Genomic DNA, 17,792 nt, shown 5'->3' on the forward strand with positions numbered 1-17,792 from the left:
GCCAACAGGGATAAGCGCAAGCAGCTACAAAAATAATAGCGCCCGGGCCCGCCGGGAATCACGGCCGACGGCAACCTGGCGGAAGCCGTCGGGCGATTTCAGCGAGCAATATGCTTCAACGCTATTACTGCCAGTTGGCAGCAATCACCGGCGCCAGACTGTTCTGGTAGCTGGCAGGCAAGGTGGTCTCACCTGCTGCCGGCGGGCTGAACGATGCCATGGCTTGCACGAGGTTTTGCACCTGGGTGTTGAGCAACGTCAGCCCGCCGCTGGTCTTGAACTGCTCGACATGGTACTGGCTGTCCAAGTACCAGTTGCTGACCATGAATTTGTCGTCGGTGCCGATGATGCTGACCTCAAGGTCGTTGTTGACCTCACGGAACCAGAGCTGGTCCGCGGCGATACCGGCATCAAATTGGGCAATGTCCACGTTGCCGGCCGTGGCGTCGTCTTCCTCAATGGCGTCACTTCCATAGCCGCGAGCCAGGAAGAATTTGTCGTCACCAGTGCCTCCGCTCAGGGTGTCGGCTCCAGCGCCTCCGTTGAGATAGTCATTGCCCGCGCCGCCTTCCAGCACATCGAGCCCGACCCCGCCGTAAAGGGTGTCATTACCGCCGTCACCGCGCAAAACATCGTTGCCATTGGAGCCCAGCAGGAAGTCGTCACCGGCAGTGCCCACGTAGGTAGACGTGGTGGCCAGGGCGGCCTGATCCCAGACCGTGCCATCGGCGAACTCAACGCGCTCGATCCTGTACGCGCTGTCGAGGAACCAGTTGCCCAGGGTGATGCGGTCGTTTGTTCCTGCGATATTGAGATAGAGGTGCTGCTGGTCGCGGCTGGTGGTCACGTCGCTGGCCAGCACCGTGCTGTCAAAGCGGAACGTGTCCGTGTTGCCTGCCGTCTCGTCGTACTCAACGGTGGTGTCGGATCCGTCACCCCGGCTGTACAGGTAAACGTCGTTGCCTTCGCGGCCGTAAAGCACATCGTCTCCCTGCAGTCCTTGCAGGGTGTCGTTGCCGAGGTCACCCGACAGGTAGTCGTCGCCGGCTGTACCGACGACATTGAGTGCAATGACGGTGGCCGAGGCGGCCAGGGTTTGCGAGTCCCACACGGTGCCGTCGGCGAACTGGACCTGCTCGATCTTGAACTGGTCGCCGTTGAACCAGTTCCTGAGCTGGATGCGGTCAGTGCCGCCGGAGATGTTCAGGTACAGGTTGTCCTGGTCGCGGGTGACGGTGACGTCTCCAGCCAGCACACTGGCGTCGAAACGCACGGTGTCGATGTTGCCGGCCGTGGCGTCCAGGTCGTAGAGGTGATCTGAACCGTCTCCGCGCTTGTACAGGTACACGTCGTTGCCGCCGGCGGTGTCGAAGATGTAGTCGTCTCCGCCTGCGCTGTTGAAGGTGTTGCTGCCGGCCCCTCCGGTAATGACGTCCAGGCCTTCGGTGCCCACATACGCAGATGTAGCGGCAAGGGCCTGCTGATCCCACACCGTGCCGTCAGCGAATTGGACGCGTTCGACCTTGCGTGCATCCTCGAGAAACCAGTTCGCTAAAGTGATTCGGTCCGTGGTGCCCYGAATGCTGAGGTACAAGTTCTGCTGGTCGCGACTGGTGGTCACGTCGCCAGCCAGCACGGTGCCGTCGAAACGCAGGGTGTCCAGGTTGCCCGCCGTCTCGTCGTAATCGATGATGGTGTCGGAACCATCACCCCGGCTGTACAGGTAGACGTCGTTACCTTCGCCGCCGTACAAGGCATCGTCTCCGGCCTGGCCGTCGAACACATCTGCTGCGCTTGTGCCGCCCAGCGTGTCGTCTGCGGCTGTGCCAGTCACGGTCAACGCTGCCGCCGTCACAGCCGCACCCGTCCATATCGTGCCGTCGGCAAAAGAAATTCTCTCCAGCCTGCTGAAGATGGTGCCGTCAAACCAGTCCTTGATGGTGATGCTGTCAGCGCCGTTATTGAGCGTGAAGACGGCGTCATTGCCGGTGCGCGAGACGGTTACGTCTTGTTGGGTAATGCCTGCGCCGAACACCAGCGTGTCCCGGTAGCCTTCGTCGTCCGGATGCGCAGCAAAATAATCTGGCGCAGCCGCATTGGGGTAAAAGCGCACATCATCAGTGATGGTGTCGTGGCCATCACCCAGGTTGAAGACATAGGTATCGCCCGCGTAACTGCCAATGAGCGTATCGTCGCCTGTGCCGCCTTCATAGGTGTTCGCGCCAATCGTGCCGGTGTTGTGCGGAACCGTCAGCAGGTCGTTGCCGGCACCACCAATCAGGTGTCCCAGAGCACCCATGCCGGTCAGTACGTCGTCGTACTGTGATCCCTGCAAAGTGCCGGTTCCCGTCAGGGTCAGGCCGGACATACTGGCCATATAGGCAGAATCCCAGACCGTGCCATCGGCGAACGCGACCTGTTCGATCTGGTAGCCGGCATCGGCAAACCAGCCTGTCACCGTAATCTTGTCGGTGCCGTTGGCATGGCGGAAGATCATGTCATTGCCTGACCTACCCATGCTGATATCACTGACCAGAATGCCCGCGCCAAACACCAGCGTGTCAGTCGGCCTGAAGTTGGACTGGTTCTCGGTGATGGTGTCCTGCCCGTCGCCCAGGTTGAACTTGTAGGTGTCGGTAAGGCAAGTGCCGACGATGGTGTCGTTGCCTGTGCCTCCCTCAAACACGTTGTTGTTCGGGCCGTAGTAAAAAGCGCTCAGCGTGTCATTACCGGCGCCGCCAATCAAGGTATTGGACGTGGAACTCTGCTCGCCATAAAGCACGTCGTCGCCATCGCCGCCGTCGAGGATGTTCACACCTGCGCCTCCGCGGATGTCGTCGTTGCCAGCGCCACCATGAATGATGTCGTTCATGACAGTTCCGGTCATCACATCGTTACCGGCCGTACCGGTAACTTCCAGCCCGGCCGAGGTCAGGACTGGCTCCAGCCATACAGTGCCGTCGGCAAACTCGACCCGCTCGATCTGGTAACCCGAATCGGCATACCAACCCTTGACGGTGATCTTGTCGGTGCCGTTGGCGTGGCTGAACACCATGTCGTTGCCCACGCGAACGAAGCTGATGTCTGCAACCAGAATATTCGCACCAAACACCAGCGTGTCAGTCGGCCTGAAGTTGGACTGGTTCTCGGTGATGGTGTCCTGCCCGTCGCCCAGGTTGAACTTGTAGGTGTCTGTAAAGCACGTGCCGACGATGTTGTCATCACCGGTTCCGCCTTCAAACACGTTGTTGTTCGGGCCATAGTAAAACGCGCTCAGCGTGTCATTACCGGCACCACCGATCAGGGTGTTGGAGGTAGAGGTTTGGTCGGCGTACAGCACGTCGTCACCGTCACCGCCATCCAGCAGGTTAACGCCCGCACCGCCATTGATGGTGTCATTGCCGGCGCCGCCATACAACTCGTCGTTGCCACCGCCGCCAGAAATCACGTTGGCGCCGGCACTGCCAACCACCGCCCAGTTTGCGTTGTCCTGCACCGCGTGGTTGGTGTCGCCGCTTCCCAGTACGGCAACATGCTCCGCCGCAAGCATGGCCTGAATTTCAGGCGTGCTGGTGTTGTTTTCAAGAATGCTCTGAAGCGTGAAATAAGGTTCCCAGCCCACTGCTTTAACCGTGGCGGAGGCGTACTTGTGCAACTCAACCAGGTCGATGGCTGTGTTGTACGTGTCACTCACAGCCCGGGTGTTGGCCATGGCCTGCGCAGCGGTGGTATCGAAATGAACGCCGGTCTCATCAATCGCCAGCTCAATGCTGTCGAGGTAGGGCTTCAACCGCGTCTGAACAACAAGTGCGGAGTACACACTTTCTTTCAATGCGTCGTAGGCCTGCTGAAGCAACGCGACCTGCTGGGCTGGGGGGCTAACGATATAGGTATAGGTAACGTTCCCTGTGGTGGGGTCTGTCGTCGCCTGTATGGCAAAGCCGGCGGGCCGGGGGCCGCCACTTTCTTTGCTATAAAAGCGGCTGCCGTTGAACTTCTCCAGCACGTTCACCATGTTCGTGAAGTGTGACTGCGACACACCAGGAGGCAGGGTGTAAATAATGTTAAATCCGCCCGAACCCAGCAAGCCTGCCGGGAAGCTGGAGGTCTCAGACCATTTCTGAACAAGTTCATCCAGCTGACCGCGCTGGCCATCTCGCGTGGTGGCAGCGGCGAAAGTTTGCAGTGCGCTCGAAAAGTCACCGTCAATGCTGGCGGCGGCCCGCAAGTTGCGCACCATGCCAGCACCGTTCATCTGCGGCAATGCCCGGGCTTGCTCGGTGATGGGAACGGGGTTGCCGGCCTCGTCCACCACCTCCGGCGGGAACTCAGTAAAGAAGTTATTGGTCTCGAGGTCGATCGCGCCAACAGTATGCGTCTGGCCGTTCTGGGTAAAGGTGGCGCTCAGGGCCACGGTGTTGTTATTGATCACTTGCCCCGCTTGTGGGCCGGCGCTGCTGCCGTTGACTCCAATGCTGGTGATGTTGAGCTCGATCAGGGTCTTGAGCTCGCCGCTCTGGGTAATGCCGTCCTGGTTGGCGTCTTGCCAAATCTTGAGTTCACCAAATGCAGCATCTGCACTGGTGATGAAACCATCGCCATTGGCGTCCAGGTCACGCAGTGCATCAAAGCCATCGGTAGCCAGTGTGTTGTTGCTCTTGATGGTATCTACACCAAAGAGCTCCCGGCCTGTGTCTATGGTGCCGTTGCCGTTGAGGTCGCGCACGAGGAGGCCGTCGTCTGGCCGGGCCCAGCCGGTGCCGGTTTTTATGCCGTCGGCGTTGTGGTCGAAGAGAGTGGAACCGCTGGCGGCTGAGAGTTCTAGGCCGTCGCCGTCCAGGTCCAGAACTAAGGGGTCACGGCGGATGATTAGGTTGCGGGCCGATAGAAAATACGTATTCAATTCGGATGACAAGTCTTTCAACGAAGAAAGCATCCAGTCCGCAAGGGAATAATCCGGTGAAGAGTAAAGCTTTCCTGCTGCGTCATAAACCCATTTTTCAGTGGAGCCGTCAGAATGCTCAATGGTGTATTGGCTACTACCGTCGGCGAAATACTCCTCGGTTTCGGTATATCCCAGTACGTTGGGATAAGTCGTATTCAACTGGGTGCGTAGCGCCTGAACCTCATCGATATCTAACGCTAACCTGGTTTTTACTTCACTCAAAAAGCTGTCGATATATCGTCGACTGTCATAGCCGGCCATGACGTTGCGTGATTCATCAATAAGCTGGGCATCCGTTTTACCTGCCGCTTCCAAATCCGCGAATTTTCGGTACAACTCATTTGTAGCTAGCAGGCGCTGTGCTTGCCCTGCGTACTCAGTAGGCAGCTCCTTCAAGGCCCTGTAGCCTGCTAGGCGGCTTGCTGTTTCATCATCGAGCATCGCTTTTAGGAATTCATCCGCTCGGATAGACAAAGAATTGGAGGGGTTTTGCAGCATTCGATAGGCGTCGTCTCGATCACGTTTCAACTCATGGTGTCGAAACTCATGAGCGATGTCGTCAATCGCCTGAGGTAGCTGGGAGTAGCGCTGTAGATACTGAGCCTGTATGACCATGCTATTGTTGTTGTCGTAAAAAGCATGCGCGCCGGCGGGAATCACCTCGCCTGGAACAGGTAATCGAATAGTGGCCGTTCCGGCATTGAGTTCCTGGCGCAACCCTTCAAGCGATGTCATGGCGGGGTTGTTCAATAGTCCCTCAAGCTGCATTACAAAGAAGGCGGGTACGCCGCTGCTGGAGGCGCGCAGGTTGGCTAGTGCATTGGCATTGAGCGTCGTCATTTGGCGCCTTTCTCAGAAAATCTTTGGCTTGAAATTGAAAGAACTTTCACGCAACGCGCGTCGATAAGCTGCCCATCAACCACATTGGTGTCCACATAGATGTGGAACCCTTTGTTGGAGAAGTACAGACCTGACTTGGCACGGGCGAACATTTCCCACTCGTACTTGGGCGGGTAATGAGTGGTGTTATGTGGTCCTCCATCCATTCCGGAAAAATCAGCACCGAAGTAGATGGCCAACTCGTAGGGATCTAGACAGAATTTTTGGGTTTCAAAGGGAATATCCAGGACGTAGCTGTATGCTTTGGGGCGGCTACTGTATCGAAACGATTTCCACAATAGGGGACCACCTTTGCGTGGGTCGCCAAAGCGAAACTCTGTATCAATGGGCCACGGCGGGCTCACTGAAAGCCCGCGGATACGCCAAGCTGCGGCATAGACGTCTGGAATTCCTTTTGCAAGAGTGAGCGGTACCAGTTCAGCACCAAGCACGCGCCCAATCTCAGCAATACTTGGTAGATCTTCCGCTTGACGGCGTTCTGCACCAAAAAGCGCAATGGCGCCCTCGACGGTTTGTCGAACTTCCGGTTGCCATGTTTTGGCAATATCAGGATTAGCGGGAGGTAAGGGCGTGCCCGCCGGTGGCCGACTCTTGGTTGGGGGCGTTAGTTGCTGAGCGTCCACCGCAAAGACCGGAGCGACCAAAGAGACCAAGATGCTAAAGGTTAGCCACATGGGCAGTTGCCTAAGCAACAAGAGATTTGATATGGATTTGTTCATTATTTCTCCCCGTGATTTATTGGTATTAAACGGTAACTCTTAAAGGTTGATCATGCACATACCTGAAATTTGAATTCTTTTACGGTGTCACACCTATTGACCTCGATTCCTCTGCGGCAACGTCTACGATTGAATCAACACTAGCCGTATCGACGCGAATAGACTCTTGGGAAACTCATTCTCCAAATCTATTACTTCAAAATAACAACACCGATAACTGGACAGATTGCTATGTACCCCGCGCCGACCATCGTGATGGGCTGAAGGTAGCGATAGCACGCCACAAGCCAGAAACGATCAGGGCGTTGCGCGGCCTCTAACAAACGTTCATCGTTTGTCGGCGAGCCAGGCGAGTCTTTATTTGGTGTGCTTCCGGTTGCAAACCAGAATGCCAAATTTGCGATCGCAGCAACACCAATGGTGGCAAGCATTGGAAAAAATATTAGAGGAAATACGATCATTTCGTCATGAACTCCATTTAGTGAAACGACATATCCCAATACACATAGGCCAACAATCACTCCGGCTGGTATGCCCAATATTTTTGGCTTCTTCTTTTTAATGCCGATTGTCATTGCGGAGTTCTTCGTAATTTTTAGATGTGAATCGCTGAAATCTGCCCCTAGTGTGGAGCGCTCCACCGGACTGAAACCGCGTCGGCTGTCACGTGATTAACTTGGGCTTGCACGGTGCCATAGCGGGTGTAGAGAAAGGTTTTGAGTTTGACCTCGGCTGTGGTAAAGCAACTTGCCATCCACACCACAGGCGGCGGCGTCACCGAAGCACAAGCTTTTATGATCGTCGTGCCTGAGGACGCACAGGTCACGGCCGAAGTCACGCTGGAAGACAAGGGCATCGGCTTTGTGAATGTCGGCAACGGCCCAGCGTCCATGCGCTCATGGGTTTTGTCTTGCGTGGCATGGCCGGAGATATAGCCCTGGCCCACGAGTTTTCTAAAGTTTGTCTCACGCGCCGCGGCGATGGGCACGATGGTTTCGAGTTTGGTTACGGTGGTGAAAGCCATCACCCAAGCCGAAAACCCGGATTGGCCGAGTAGATGGTCCCCCGATGAAAACGGGCGAACGGGCGTAGGGCAAGCAAACCGAAGGCTGCAGCGCAAGTAGACACATTGGCGACACAAACAGCGGCAATACAACTTGTCTTATTGGTTCTTTGTGCGCGCGCTGGCGTCTCCTTCGCCACAGCTGCTTCTGCCTGAGTCATACACTCCCTGCCCATTCGTTATTTATTGGTAGCCACTGCCAGTTTATGTTGAACGGCTCCGGCAAACCAAATTAAATCGCACTCGTCGTCTGGCCGCCACAAGTCGTTTTCATTAGTTAGCGCAGAGGAAGTTCAGCAAACGTTTTAATCAAGCGGCTTGGTGCGGACCGGGCAGAGGTAACCTACACGCGATAGTGAAAATTCACCTACGGCACAACAACTGAACATGAACAGCCCACACCGCGGCCGCTTAGAGCAGACGGCGCCTTTTCGAGAGAATTGAGCGCAGAAGCAAATGGCGTCCATCGTTAGGTCGCCACAAAATCTTTCATCACCTTGTTGAGTTGCGCTGAAGTCTGACCCGAGGGGATCACTCCATCTCTACGTTACTTACAACCAGTCGTGGGCAGATGCCTCAATGCCCATTCTTAACGCTGGCGGGACCGGTAGTCAGCCACTGAAAGCCCAATTCTTCATGAGAAATATGCCTGCAAGCCAATTGGGGAAAGCGCGAGAAGCTATAAAAACAGGAGCGCTTGCGCTGACCCGCTGCTTGTCACATCGCCGCGGCTAGCCAGTTCAAGCCGCCAGGCTCAACACCGTTTTGACCAGCGCCTGCGCACGCGGCACCAACGTATCGAGACAGCAGTATTCGTTATCGGTATGCGCCTTGGCGCCCACCGGGCCAACGCCGCACAGCGTGGGAATACCGAGCGAGGCTGTGAACCCGGCGTCGGAACAACCGCCCGTGGCTTCACCGGCAACGTCGAAGCCGACCTGGGCCGCACTCGTTTTGTAGCGCCGCATCAGGTCGCTGCTGGCTTCGGGCTCCAGGGGCAGCGACTCCGACATTTGTGTGATGCGGATGGTGGTACCCGGCACGCCGGGCGCGGCGGCCAGGGCGTGGATGCTGGCGAACACCGCCTGGCGTTCGGGCAGGGTGCGAAAGCGCACGTCCAGCTTGGCCTGCGCGGCGGGCGCCACGGTGTTGGTCGACATGCCGCCGCTGATCAGGCCGACATTGGTGGTGATGCCGCAGCTGTAATCTGTCAAGGCATGCAAGGCGGTGACCAGTTGCGCCAGGGCACCGATGGCGCTGGCGCCGTCGGCGTGGTTCATGCCCGAGTGGGCGGCGCGGCCCGTGACTTCGATCAAAAAGGTGGCGCCGCCCTTGCGCTCGGTGACCAGGTTGCCGCTGACGCGGCCGGGTTCGGAGTTGAAGACTGCCCGCGCGCCGCGCGCGTGGTTTTCGATGGCGATGCGCCCGTTTTGCGAGCCGATTTCTTCGTCGGCCGTGAAAAGGCCCAGCACAGGGAAGGGCAGCAGCGGCAGCTTCTGCAGCGCCATCATCACAAAACATTGCAGCACCAGGCCGGACTTCATGTCGGACACACCGGGGCCGTAGCTGCGCTCGCCGTCCACGCGCCAGGGCCGCTGGGCCACGGTGCCGGTGGGGAACACGGTGTCGCGGTGGCCCATTAACACCACCGGCGCTGCCGCAGGTTGCGCGCCCGGCAGGCGGGCCAGCAGCACGTCTCCCTCGGCGACATCACCGCGGTGTTCGGCGCTGATGCCCGCGGTTTGCAGCCAGCCTGCCATGGCCTGGGCCACGCGGTCTGTGCCTGGCTTGTCGTGGCTGCTGGAGTCGATGTCGACCAGCGTGGCCAGGGCCGCCTGCATGGCGGGGCGCTGGCCGGCCAGCCATTCGGTGGCGGCGCAGCCTGGCACTTGTACGTCGTTCGTCACGGCATTCATCGCGGCGCTCATGCGCATTCCTCCATCACGCCGGCGCCTTCTTCAGCCAGGTCCCAGAACATGCCGGCCATGATCTGCAGCGATTCGCGGGTGGTGTCCACCAGGATGTGTTCATTGGGGGCGTGCTGGGAGCAGGCGGGGTACGAATGCGGCACCCACAGCGTGGGCAGGCCCAGCGTTTCAGAAAACACGTCGTTCGGCAGCGAGCCGCCGAGGTTGGGCAGCAGGGCCGGGCGGCGGCCGGTGCTGCGCTCGATGGAAGCCATGCCCCAGCGCACCCAGGCGTTGTCGGGGTCGAGGCGGGTGGCGGCCATGTTCACGTCGGTGCCGCGCACTTCCACATCGTCAAAGCCGTGGGCCAGCAAGTGCTTGCGGATGTGCGCCAGAAAACTCGCCGGGTCGCTGCCCACCACATAACGCATGTGGCAGTGCGCGCGTGCCTCGGCCGGAATGGCATGCACTGGCATGGCCGGGTTGCCGGTGGTGAAGGCCAGCACCTCCAGGCTGTTCCAGCCGATCACGCGCTCGGCCGGCGAGAGGCCTGGCTCGCCCCAGTCGGGATCGATCTCGGGATCGTTCGGGCCGCCGCCGACCTCGATGTCCTGCAGCGCGGTGCGCACGCTGGCCGGAATGGCGGTGGGCAGCAGGCCGGGCACCAGGATGCGGCCGCGGGCGTCCACCAGGCTGGCAATCGCGTGGGCCAGGCGGATGCCGGGGTTGCGCAAAAGGCCGCCCCAGTTGCCCGAATGGTGGCCACCGTCGCGCAGCTTGAGGTGCAGGTCGAAGTTGAAAACGCCGCGCGAGCCGAGAAACAGCGTGGCGCGCGAAGCCGACACACGCGGGCCGTCGGAGGCCAGGAACAGGTCGGCCGCCAGCGCATCGCGGTGCAGGGCACAGACCTCGTTCAGGCCCGGTGAGCCGTCTTCTTCACCCATTTCCAGGATGATTTTCACGTTGTAGCCCAGGCGCCCGCTGCGCACGGCCAGCACCTGTTCCAGCGCGGTCAGGTTGATGGTGTGCTGCCCCTTGTTGTCGGCGGTGCCGCGGCCGTACCAACGGTTGCCGTCCACCACGATCTTCCATGGGCTCAGGCCTTCACGCCACTGGGCATCGTAGCCGCGCACCACGTCGCCGTGGCCGTAGGTCAGCACGGTGAAGGCGGCGCCGGGCTCGATGCGCTCGGCCAGCAGGAAAGGGCTTTTGCCCGGCACCGGGTTGTCGACGATGCGGCAGGCAAAACCCAGCTCCTTGAGCTTGGGCGTGATTTCGTCCTGCAGATAGGCGTGCAGGATGGGGCCGCTGGCGGCGTCCTGGCTTTCGGTTTTGTAGGCAACGCGTCGGTCCAGCGTTTGCTGGAAACGCCCGTCGTCGAAACAGGCGAGGGTCTGGGCCACGGCTTGGGTACGGCTCATGAGAGGTCCTTGAAATTGAAGGGAAATTGCGCGGTTGAAATGAATGGGTAAAACGTCAGGCGATGGCTTCGGCGGCAATGTCCGGCACGCCCAGCCCGGGCTCGGGCGTGAGGGCAGAGGCCAGCAGCATGCGGGTGTAGGGGTGCTCGGGCCGGGCAAAGACCTGTTCGCGCGTGCCCAGCTCAACGATGGCGCCGCGATGCATCACGGCCACGCGGTCCACCAGGTGTTCGACCACACCCAGGTCGTGGCTGATAAAGAAGTAGGTCAGCCCAAACTCTGCCTTCAGGTCCATCAGCAGGTTCAGGATCTGCGCCTGCACCGACACGTCGAGCGCCGATGTCGGCTCATCGCAAATCAGGATGTCGGGGCGCAGCACCAGCGCTCGCGCAATCGCCACGCGCTGGCGCTGCCCACCCGAAAGCTGGTTGGGGTACTGGCTGTGCGTGCGCTCGGGCATGCCGACCAGGTCGAGCATCTCGCGTACCTTGCGCTGCTGTTCCTGCGCAGTGCCCACTTTGTGCAGGGCCAGGGGCACCCCGACAATGCCTGCCACCGTGCGGCGTGGGTTCAGTGATGAATACGGGTCCTGAAAAATCGGCTGGATGTGGCGCGCCAGGGCGCGGCGTTGGCTGCTGTCGACTTCCTTGCCGTTGACCAGCACATTGCCGGAGGTGGGCGGCAGCAACCCGAGCAGCATCTTGGCCAGGGTGCTTTTGCCGCAGCCGGACTCCCCGACCAGGCCCAGGGTTTCGCCCTTGCGGATGCGCAGGGAGACGTTATTCACCGCCCTGATTTCACCGGGCGCTGTGAACAGCCCGCGCTTGAGTTTGAAGACGCGGCTGAGTGCGCACAGCTCCAGCGCAATGTCTTCGCTGCCGCCGGGGGGCGTTGCCAAAGGGGTGGTGGGGTTCATGCGGCCTCCGCCAGCAAGGGTGAAGCCGCGACGCAGCGCACGGCATGCTCCGCGTCCAGCGCCACATAGGGCGGGGTGGCGGCGCAGCCTGCCTGTACCTGGCTGCAGCGGTTGGCAAAGGCACAGCCCTCTACCTTGCCCACCAGGCTGGGCACCACGCCGGGGATGGCCTGCAGGCGGCTGCCGGGCAGGGTCTTGCCGCGTACCGGAATGCAGTTGAGCAGCCCGCGGGTGTAGGGATGGGCGGGGTGGGCGAACAGTTCGGCCACCGGCGCGGTTTCCACCACTTCGCCCGCATACATCACGGCCACGCGGTCTGCGATGCGCGCCACCACGCCGAGGTCGTGTGTGATGAAGACCACCGCGGTGCCGAACTCTTTTTGCAGCTCACGGATCAGCCTAAGGATCTGCGCCTGGATGGTGACGTCCAGCGCGGTGGTGGGTTCGTCGGCAATGATCAGGTCCGGCTCGCACATCAGGGCCATGGCAATCACCACGCGCTGGCGCAGGCCGCCCGATAGCTGGTGCGGGTACTGCCGCAAACGGTCTGCGGCCTGCGGAACGCCCGCGCGTTCGAGCAGGTACAGCGCACGCTCACGCGCCTCGGCCATGCTGACCTTGCGGTGTGCGCGCAGCGCCTCGCACAGCTGGTCGCCCAGCGTGTACGACGGGTTCAGCGCCGTCATCGGCTCCTGGAAAATCATCGCCATGCGCGAGCCGCGCAGCGCGGACATTTCCCGCTCGGGCAGTCCCTGCAGGTCCACACCGCCGAAGCGGATGTGGTCGGCGGTGCGCACGGCCTTGCGCGGCAGCAGGCCCATCAGCGCAAGCGACGTCATCGACTTGCCACAGCCGGACTCGCCGACCAGGCACAGCATTTCCCCGCGCCGCACCTGGAAGTCGATGCCGCGCACGGCATGCAGCATGCCGCCCGGTGTCGGCAGGTCCACACGCAGGTTTTTCACGTCCAGCAAAATGTCCATGGGGGTTCCCTTTCAGTTGCGGCCGTCGGGCGCGGTCAGGTCACGCAGGCCGTCGCCCACCAGGTTGATGGCCAGCACCAGCAGGGCCAGCACCACCCCGGGCACCAGGATGACCCAGGGCTGGAAGAACATGTAGGCCTTCCCTTCGGCCACCATCAGCCCCCACGACGGCGTGGGCGGCTGCACGCCCAGGCCCAGGAAGGAGAGGGTGGATTCCAGCAGGATCGCGTGCGCCATCTCGAGCGTGGCCACCACGGTCAGCGGGCCCATCAGGTTGGGCAGCAGTTCGCGCACCAGGATGTAGGGCGTGGACGCGCCGAGCGCCTTGGCGGCGGCGATGAATTCGGCGTCGCGCAGCTGCTGCGTGGCCGAGCGCGTGACGATGGCGAAGCGGTCCCACAGCAACAGGCCCAGCAGGATGATGACCACCTGCAATGAGCCGCCGATGAGGGAAGCTGTGGCCAGCGCCACCAGCACCACCGGCATGGCCAGCCGGGTGGTGATGATGTAGCTGACCACGGCGTCGACGCGGCCGCCGAAATAGCCCGCCAGCACGCCCATGGTGGTGCCGATCAGCCCGGACACCAGTGCCGCGACCAGCCCGATGCCCAGCGATACGCGGGCGCCGTACAAAAGGCGGCTCAGGTAGTCGCGGCCGAGCTTGTCGGTGCCGAAGACGTGCTCCCAGCTGCCCTTGTCGTGCCAGAACGGCGGGATCAGGCGCTGGGTCACGTCTTGCGCATACGGGTCATGCGGGCTGAGCCAGGGCGCGAACAGGGCGGCCACCACGGCCAGGCCCAGCAGGATGCTGCCCAGCGTCATGCCGCGGTGGCCCAGCACACGCCGCAGGCTGCGGCGCCAGGCGGGGACGGGCGGCAGCGGCAGCGCCGGCGCGGCGGAAACGGTCAGGGAAGGTGCGTTCATGGTGATGTCCTAGCGTGTGCGCATGCGGGGGTCGAGCGCGGCGTTGAAGACATCGGCCAGGAATGTCAGCCCGATGTAGAACACGGCGATGATCAGCACCACGGCCTGCACCACGGGGTAGTCGTTGCGCGAAATGGAGTCCCAGGCGAGTTGGCCCAGGCCCTGCATGGAATAGACCGATTCAATGACGACCGAGCCGCCCAGCATGAAGCCCAGCTCCACGGCCGCAAGGGCGACAACCGGAATGATGGCGTTGCGCAAGGCGTGCTTGAACACCACGCGTGCCGGGCTCAGGCCCTTGGCGCGCGCAGTGCGGATGTAGTCCGCGCCCAGCACGTCGAGCATGCCTGCGCGCGTCAGGCGCATCAGCGACGGCATGGCGTAGTAGCCCAGCGCAATGGCCGGCAACACAAAGTGCTGCCAGGTGGTGTTGCCCGCAACGGGCAACCAGTGCAGCCCGACGGCGAAGAGCAGGATCAGCGTCAGCGCAAACCAGAAGTTGGGCATGGCCTGGCCGACCACCGCCACCATCAAGGCCAGCCGGTCTATCCAGGTGTCGCGGTAGACGGCGGCCAGCACGCCCAGCGGAATCGCCACCGACACCGCCAGCAGCAGGGACACGGCACCCAGCTTGAGCGTGATGGGCAGGCGCTCGCCGATGAGTTCCATCACGGTGTTCTGGAAGAAGAACGAACGCCCGAAGTCCAGGTGCAGCGCGCCCCACAGCCAGTCAAAAAACTGGGTGGTGATGGGGCGGTTCAGGCCGTACTGGACGCGCACTTCCTCGACGGCTGCGGCGTTGGCCTCGGCACCGGCGATGGAGGCCGCCAGGTCGCCGGAAAGGTGCAGCAGCATGAAACTGACGACGGCCACCGTGAGCATGACGCTCAGGGCCACCAGAAAGCGGCGGAATATGTATTGCAGCATGGGAATGCCCCGGTTGTTGCGTTAGCGGACTGCGCGGGTCAGCCCAGCCATGCGGCGCACGGCCGGGCCATCGTGGCTACTTCCAGCTGGCCTGGATGAAGCGTGGCAGCTCGTCCGCATGCGCCGTGAATTTGAGGTCCGGCGTGAAGGCGTAGTTGGTGGAGTAGGAGAACATGGGCGCCATGTAGGCCTGCTCGCTGATGCGCTGCAGGGCCTGCGCATATTTCTTCTTGCGCTCGGTCTTGTCAACCGTGCTGTCGGCGGTTTTCAGCAGTGCGATCACCTGCGGGTCTTTGGCCGTGTCGTCCGGGCCGCCTTCAAAGTAGTTGCCGACAAACGCGGACGCGTCGTTGATGGAAAACGATCCCCAGGACTGGAAGGTCAGCGGCGCGCGGCCCGAGTAGATTTCGGTGCGCAGCACCGGGTACTGCACAAAATGCAGGCGTGCGCGTATGCCCACCTTGCGCAGGTCGCCCACCATGGCTTCGGCATATTCACGCTCGCGGTAAGCCCACAGGTCGGTGTCGAAGCCGTTGGGGTAACCCGCGGCCGCCAGCAGTGCCTTGGCCTTGGCCGGGTCGTAGGTGTACTTCACCTCTTTTTCGGTTTCGCAGCCGAACTGGGTGCGAAAGCACGGCGAATACACCGGCTGGCTGCCGCCGCGCACCAGGCTGTCGGCCAGGCCCTTGCGGTTGATGGCGTGGTTGACGGCCTGGCGTACGCGGATGTCCTTGAAGGGCAGGGCTTCCGGCGTGGTGCCGTTGCTGTTGATCGACATGAAACCCACGCGCATGGTTTCACCGCTCAGCACGGTGGTGTTGGGCCTGGACTTGAGCGACTCGGCCTGGTCGGACGGCACGCGCCAGATCCAGTCCACCGCGCCCGTCATCAGCTGGGCCACGCGCGCTTCCGGGTCGCGGATCACCACAAACTTCACCGTGCCGATATTCGGCTGGCCCGCCGGGCTGTCCTTGAAGTAGGCCGTGTTCTTCACCATGGTCACGCCCTGGCCTGGCACCACGGCGGTGATCTTGTAGGCACCGGTGCCAATGGGCGCCTTGCTGTAGCCCTCCAGGCCCACCTTCTTCATGTAAGCGGCGGGGTAGATCGGCGTGGGCCCGGCCAGGTAGTCCATCGCGGCCGGAAACGGCGCCTTCAAATTGATGCGGACCTGGTAGTCGCCGAGCTTTTCGACGTTTTTGATCCAGCCCGTGTTCTGGCGCGTGGCGATTTTGGCCTCCGGCGCCGTGACCACATTGAAGGTGTAGGCCACATCGTCGGCACTGAACTTGTCACCGTTGTGGAAGGTGACACCCTGGCGCAGGGTGACCAGCAACGCGGTGGCGGATTCCCATTTCCAGGCGGTGGCCAGCTGGGGTTTGAACTCACCGGTTTTGGGGTCACGGTAGACCAGTGTGTCCCAGGCCAGGTTGGCCAGGATCACGCCTTCACGCATGTTGTTGTGGTACGGGCTGACGTTTTCAACCTCGCTGTCCGAGGCGTAAACCAGGGTGTCGTTGGCTTTGCCGGCATGGGCTGCAGTCAGGCCTGCACCGAAGGCCGCAAGCACAAAACTTTGACGCACCATCGTGGTGAAAAATTGCTTCATAAAAGTCCTTCGTCATGGCGTGGGGAGTGGAGACGGCTCATTCTGCGCAAGAACCAGACCGAAAGACCATTCCATGCATTAGAGAATATGTATGATTGCGTTGCCAAATCAGCAATGCTCTGGCTGCCCATGCCCTGGCCGCTCCGCCACCACCCGACGCCCATGACCCTTTCTCCCCAGGTTGCCCGTCAATTGCAGGACACCGCGCTGCGCTACTTCCTGGAGGTCGTGCGCTGCGGCTCCATCAGCGAAGCCTCCCAGCGCCTGAATGTGGCGGGGTCTGCCATCAGCCGCCACATAGCGCACCTGGAAGACCTGCTGGGTGCAACGCTTTTTGACCGTCATCCCAGGGGCATGGTGCCCAGCGCCGCCGGGGAGATGCTGGCCGTGCACGCGCTCAAATCGGCACACGACTCGGAGCGTGTGGTGCATGAGATCCAGGCGCTGCAAGGCATGCAGCGCGGGCGGGTGCGCCTGGCCTGCACCGAAGGTTTTGCAATGGAGTTCCTGCCCAAGGCCATCAGCGACTTCATGAAGAAGCATCCCGGCATCCAGTTTCACCTGGGTGCGCACCCCCCGGCGGAATGCTCACGCCGCGTCCTGCATGGGGATGCCGACATCGGCCTCACCATGAGCCGGACTCCCGAAAGCGGCATCCAGGTAGAGCACGTGCAGCCGTCGCCGGTGATGGCGGCCATGCGCTTTGACCACCCGCTGACCCAGTTCAAACAGATCAACCTGAAGCAGCTGCTGGTCTACCCGATCGTGCTGCCGGAAGCAAACACCACCGTGCGCCAGCTGTTTGACATCGCCTGCAGCCTGCAGGGCCTGACCGTGTCGCCGGTGCTGACCAGCAACTACATCACCAGCCTGAACGACTTTTTGCGCCATTACCCGGAAAGCGTCACCATTGCGGGCGAAATATCGGTCCGCTACAAGGTCCAGCGCGGCGAGTTTGCGTGCATACGCCTGCGTGACCGTGGCCTGGATTTGCGCAATGTGGAAGTGCAAACGGCGACGGGCCGCACGCTGTCGCGGGCGGCGCAGGCCTTTCTGGCGCACCTGAAGACGGAGCTGTCGGGTTCACCGGCCTGAGCTGCCAATTGCCGGGAAGGCTTGCCGGTGCAGGGCGGTGCCACAAGAACTCTGTGCCGAATTGCTATCAATAACATAGCTGCTCGCGCATGTTGTTATTGGGCTGGAGGCCGTTTTTATACTTGAAAATGCCTCAAAAACACCCTGGGCGAGGATGGTTGGGCTGTGTTTTGATGCTGCCAGGCGGGTTCCGGCACGGCTATCTAGCACAGAAATAGCCGCTAGCCCAATAACAGCATGCGCCAGATGCTATCAAAAACATAGCACCGAAAACACCAATTCCTCGAATCGTTATTCGATTATTGAGATAAATTAAGAGCGATATATTCTTTTGAGTTTTAACGCTTGCTCCCCACAATGCTTTGATCAGCAATCAAGGAGCA

12 protein-coding genes are annotated in these 17,792 nt (G+C 61.0%); 1 reads left to right on the forward strand and 11 read right to left on the reverse strand.

The window, feature by feature from the left end; all coding sequences use genetic code 11:
* Positions 1–124: 124 nt before the first annotated feature.
* The 11 genes from AC1DY9_RS18735 to AC1DY9_RS18785 form a co-directional block, all read right to left on the reverse strand.
* The gene (locus tag AC1DY9_RS18735; protein ID WP_477667310.1) at positions 125–4,915 is read right to left on the reverse strand and encodes a calcium-binding protein; all 4,791 of its coding nucleotides are present in this window, start codon (positions 4,913–4,915) and stop codon (positions 125–127) included.
* An 866-nt stretch (positions 4,916–5,781) separates the two neighbouring features.
* Entirely contained in the window at positions 5,782–6,564 is a 783-nt protein-coding gene (locus AC1DY9_RS18740) for a hypothetical protein (protein WP_477667311.1), read from the reverse strand.
* A gap of 191 nt (positions 6,565–6,755) precedes the next feature.
* Positions 6,756–7,139, reverse strand: a complete 384-nt coding sequence (locus AC1DY9_RS18745) for a hypothetical protein (protein ID WP_477667312.1) — start codon at positions 7,137–7,139, stop codon at positions 6,756–6,758.
* Positions 7,140–7,186: 47 nt separating this feature from the next.
* Positions 7,187–7,588 (reverse strand): hypothetical protein, encoded by a 402-nt coding sequence (locus AC1DY9_RS18750; protein ID WP_477667313.1) that lies wholly within the window; start codon positions 7,586–7,588, stop codon positions 7,187–7,189.
* A 779-nt stretch (positions 7,589–8,367) separates the two neighbouring features.
* On the reverse strand, positions 8,368–9,555 hold the full coding sequence (locus AC1DY9_RS18755) for a M20 family metallopeptidase (protein ID WP_477667314.1): 1,188 nt from the start codon (positions 9,553–9,555) through the stop codon (positions 8,368–8,370).
* Positions 9,552–10,955 (reverse strand): M20 family metallopeptidase, encoded by a 1,404-nt coding sequence (locus AC1DY9_RS18760; RefSeq protein ID WP_477667315.1) that lies wholly within the window; start codon positions 10,953–10,955, stop codon positions 9,552–9,554. The genes AC1DY9_RS18755 and AC1DY9_RS18760 overlap by 4 nt, the downstream gene beginning before the upstream one ends.
* A 55-nt stretch (positions 10,956–11,010) precedes the next feature.
* Positions 11,011–11,871 (reverse strand): ATP-binding cassette domain-containing protein, encoded by an 861-nt coding sequence (locus AC1DY9_RS18765; protein ID WP_477667316.1) that lies wholly within the window; start codon positions 11,869–11,871, stop codon positions 11,011–11,013.
* A complete protein-coding gene (locus AC1DY9_RS18770) occupies positions 11,868–12,854 on the reverse strand; it encodes an ABC transporter ATP-binding protein (RefSeq protein WP_477667317.1) in 987 nt (328 codons plus the stop codon). The genes AC1DY9_RS18765 and AC1DY9_RS18770 overlap by 4 nt, the downstream gene beginning before the upstream one ends.
* 12 nt (positions 12,855–12,866) lie before the next feature.
* On the reverse strand, positions 12,867–13,778 hold the full coding sequence (locus AC1DY9_RS18775) for an ABC transporter permease (protein WP_457282712.1): 912 nt from the start codon (positions 13,776–13,778) through the stop codon (positions 12,867–12,869).
* A gap of 9 nt (positions 13,779–13,787) precedes the next feature.
* Positions 13,788–14,705: an ABC transporter permease gene (locus AC1DY9_RS18780; RefSeq protein WP_457282713.1), complete on the reverse strand. Its 918-nt coding sequence runs from the start codon at positions 14,703–14,705 to the stop codon at positions 13,788–13,790.
* Positions 14,706–14,781: 76 nt separating this feature from the next.
* On the reverse strand, positions 14,782–16,293 hold the full coding sequence (locus AC1DY9_RS18785; protein WP_457282795.1) for an ABC transporter substrate-binding protein: 1,512 nt from the start codon (positions 16,291–16,293) through the stop codon (positions 14,782–14,784).
* 183 nt (positions 16,294–16,476) lie between these two features.
* Here AC1DY9_RS18785 and AC1DY9_RS18790 point away from each other — a divergent pair, with 183 nt between their 5' ends.
* On the forward strand, positions 16,477–17,409 hold the full coding sequence (locus AC1DY9_RS18790) for a LysR family transcriptional regulator (protein WP_477667318.1): 933 nt from the start codon (positions 16,477–16,479) through the stop codon (positions 17,407–17,409).
* The last annotated feature ends 383 nt before the right edge of the window (positions 17,410–17,792 follow it).

The sequence above is a fragment of the Polaromonas sp. P1_F6 genome (genome assembly GCF_056405695.1).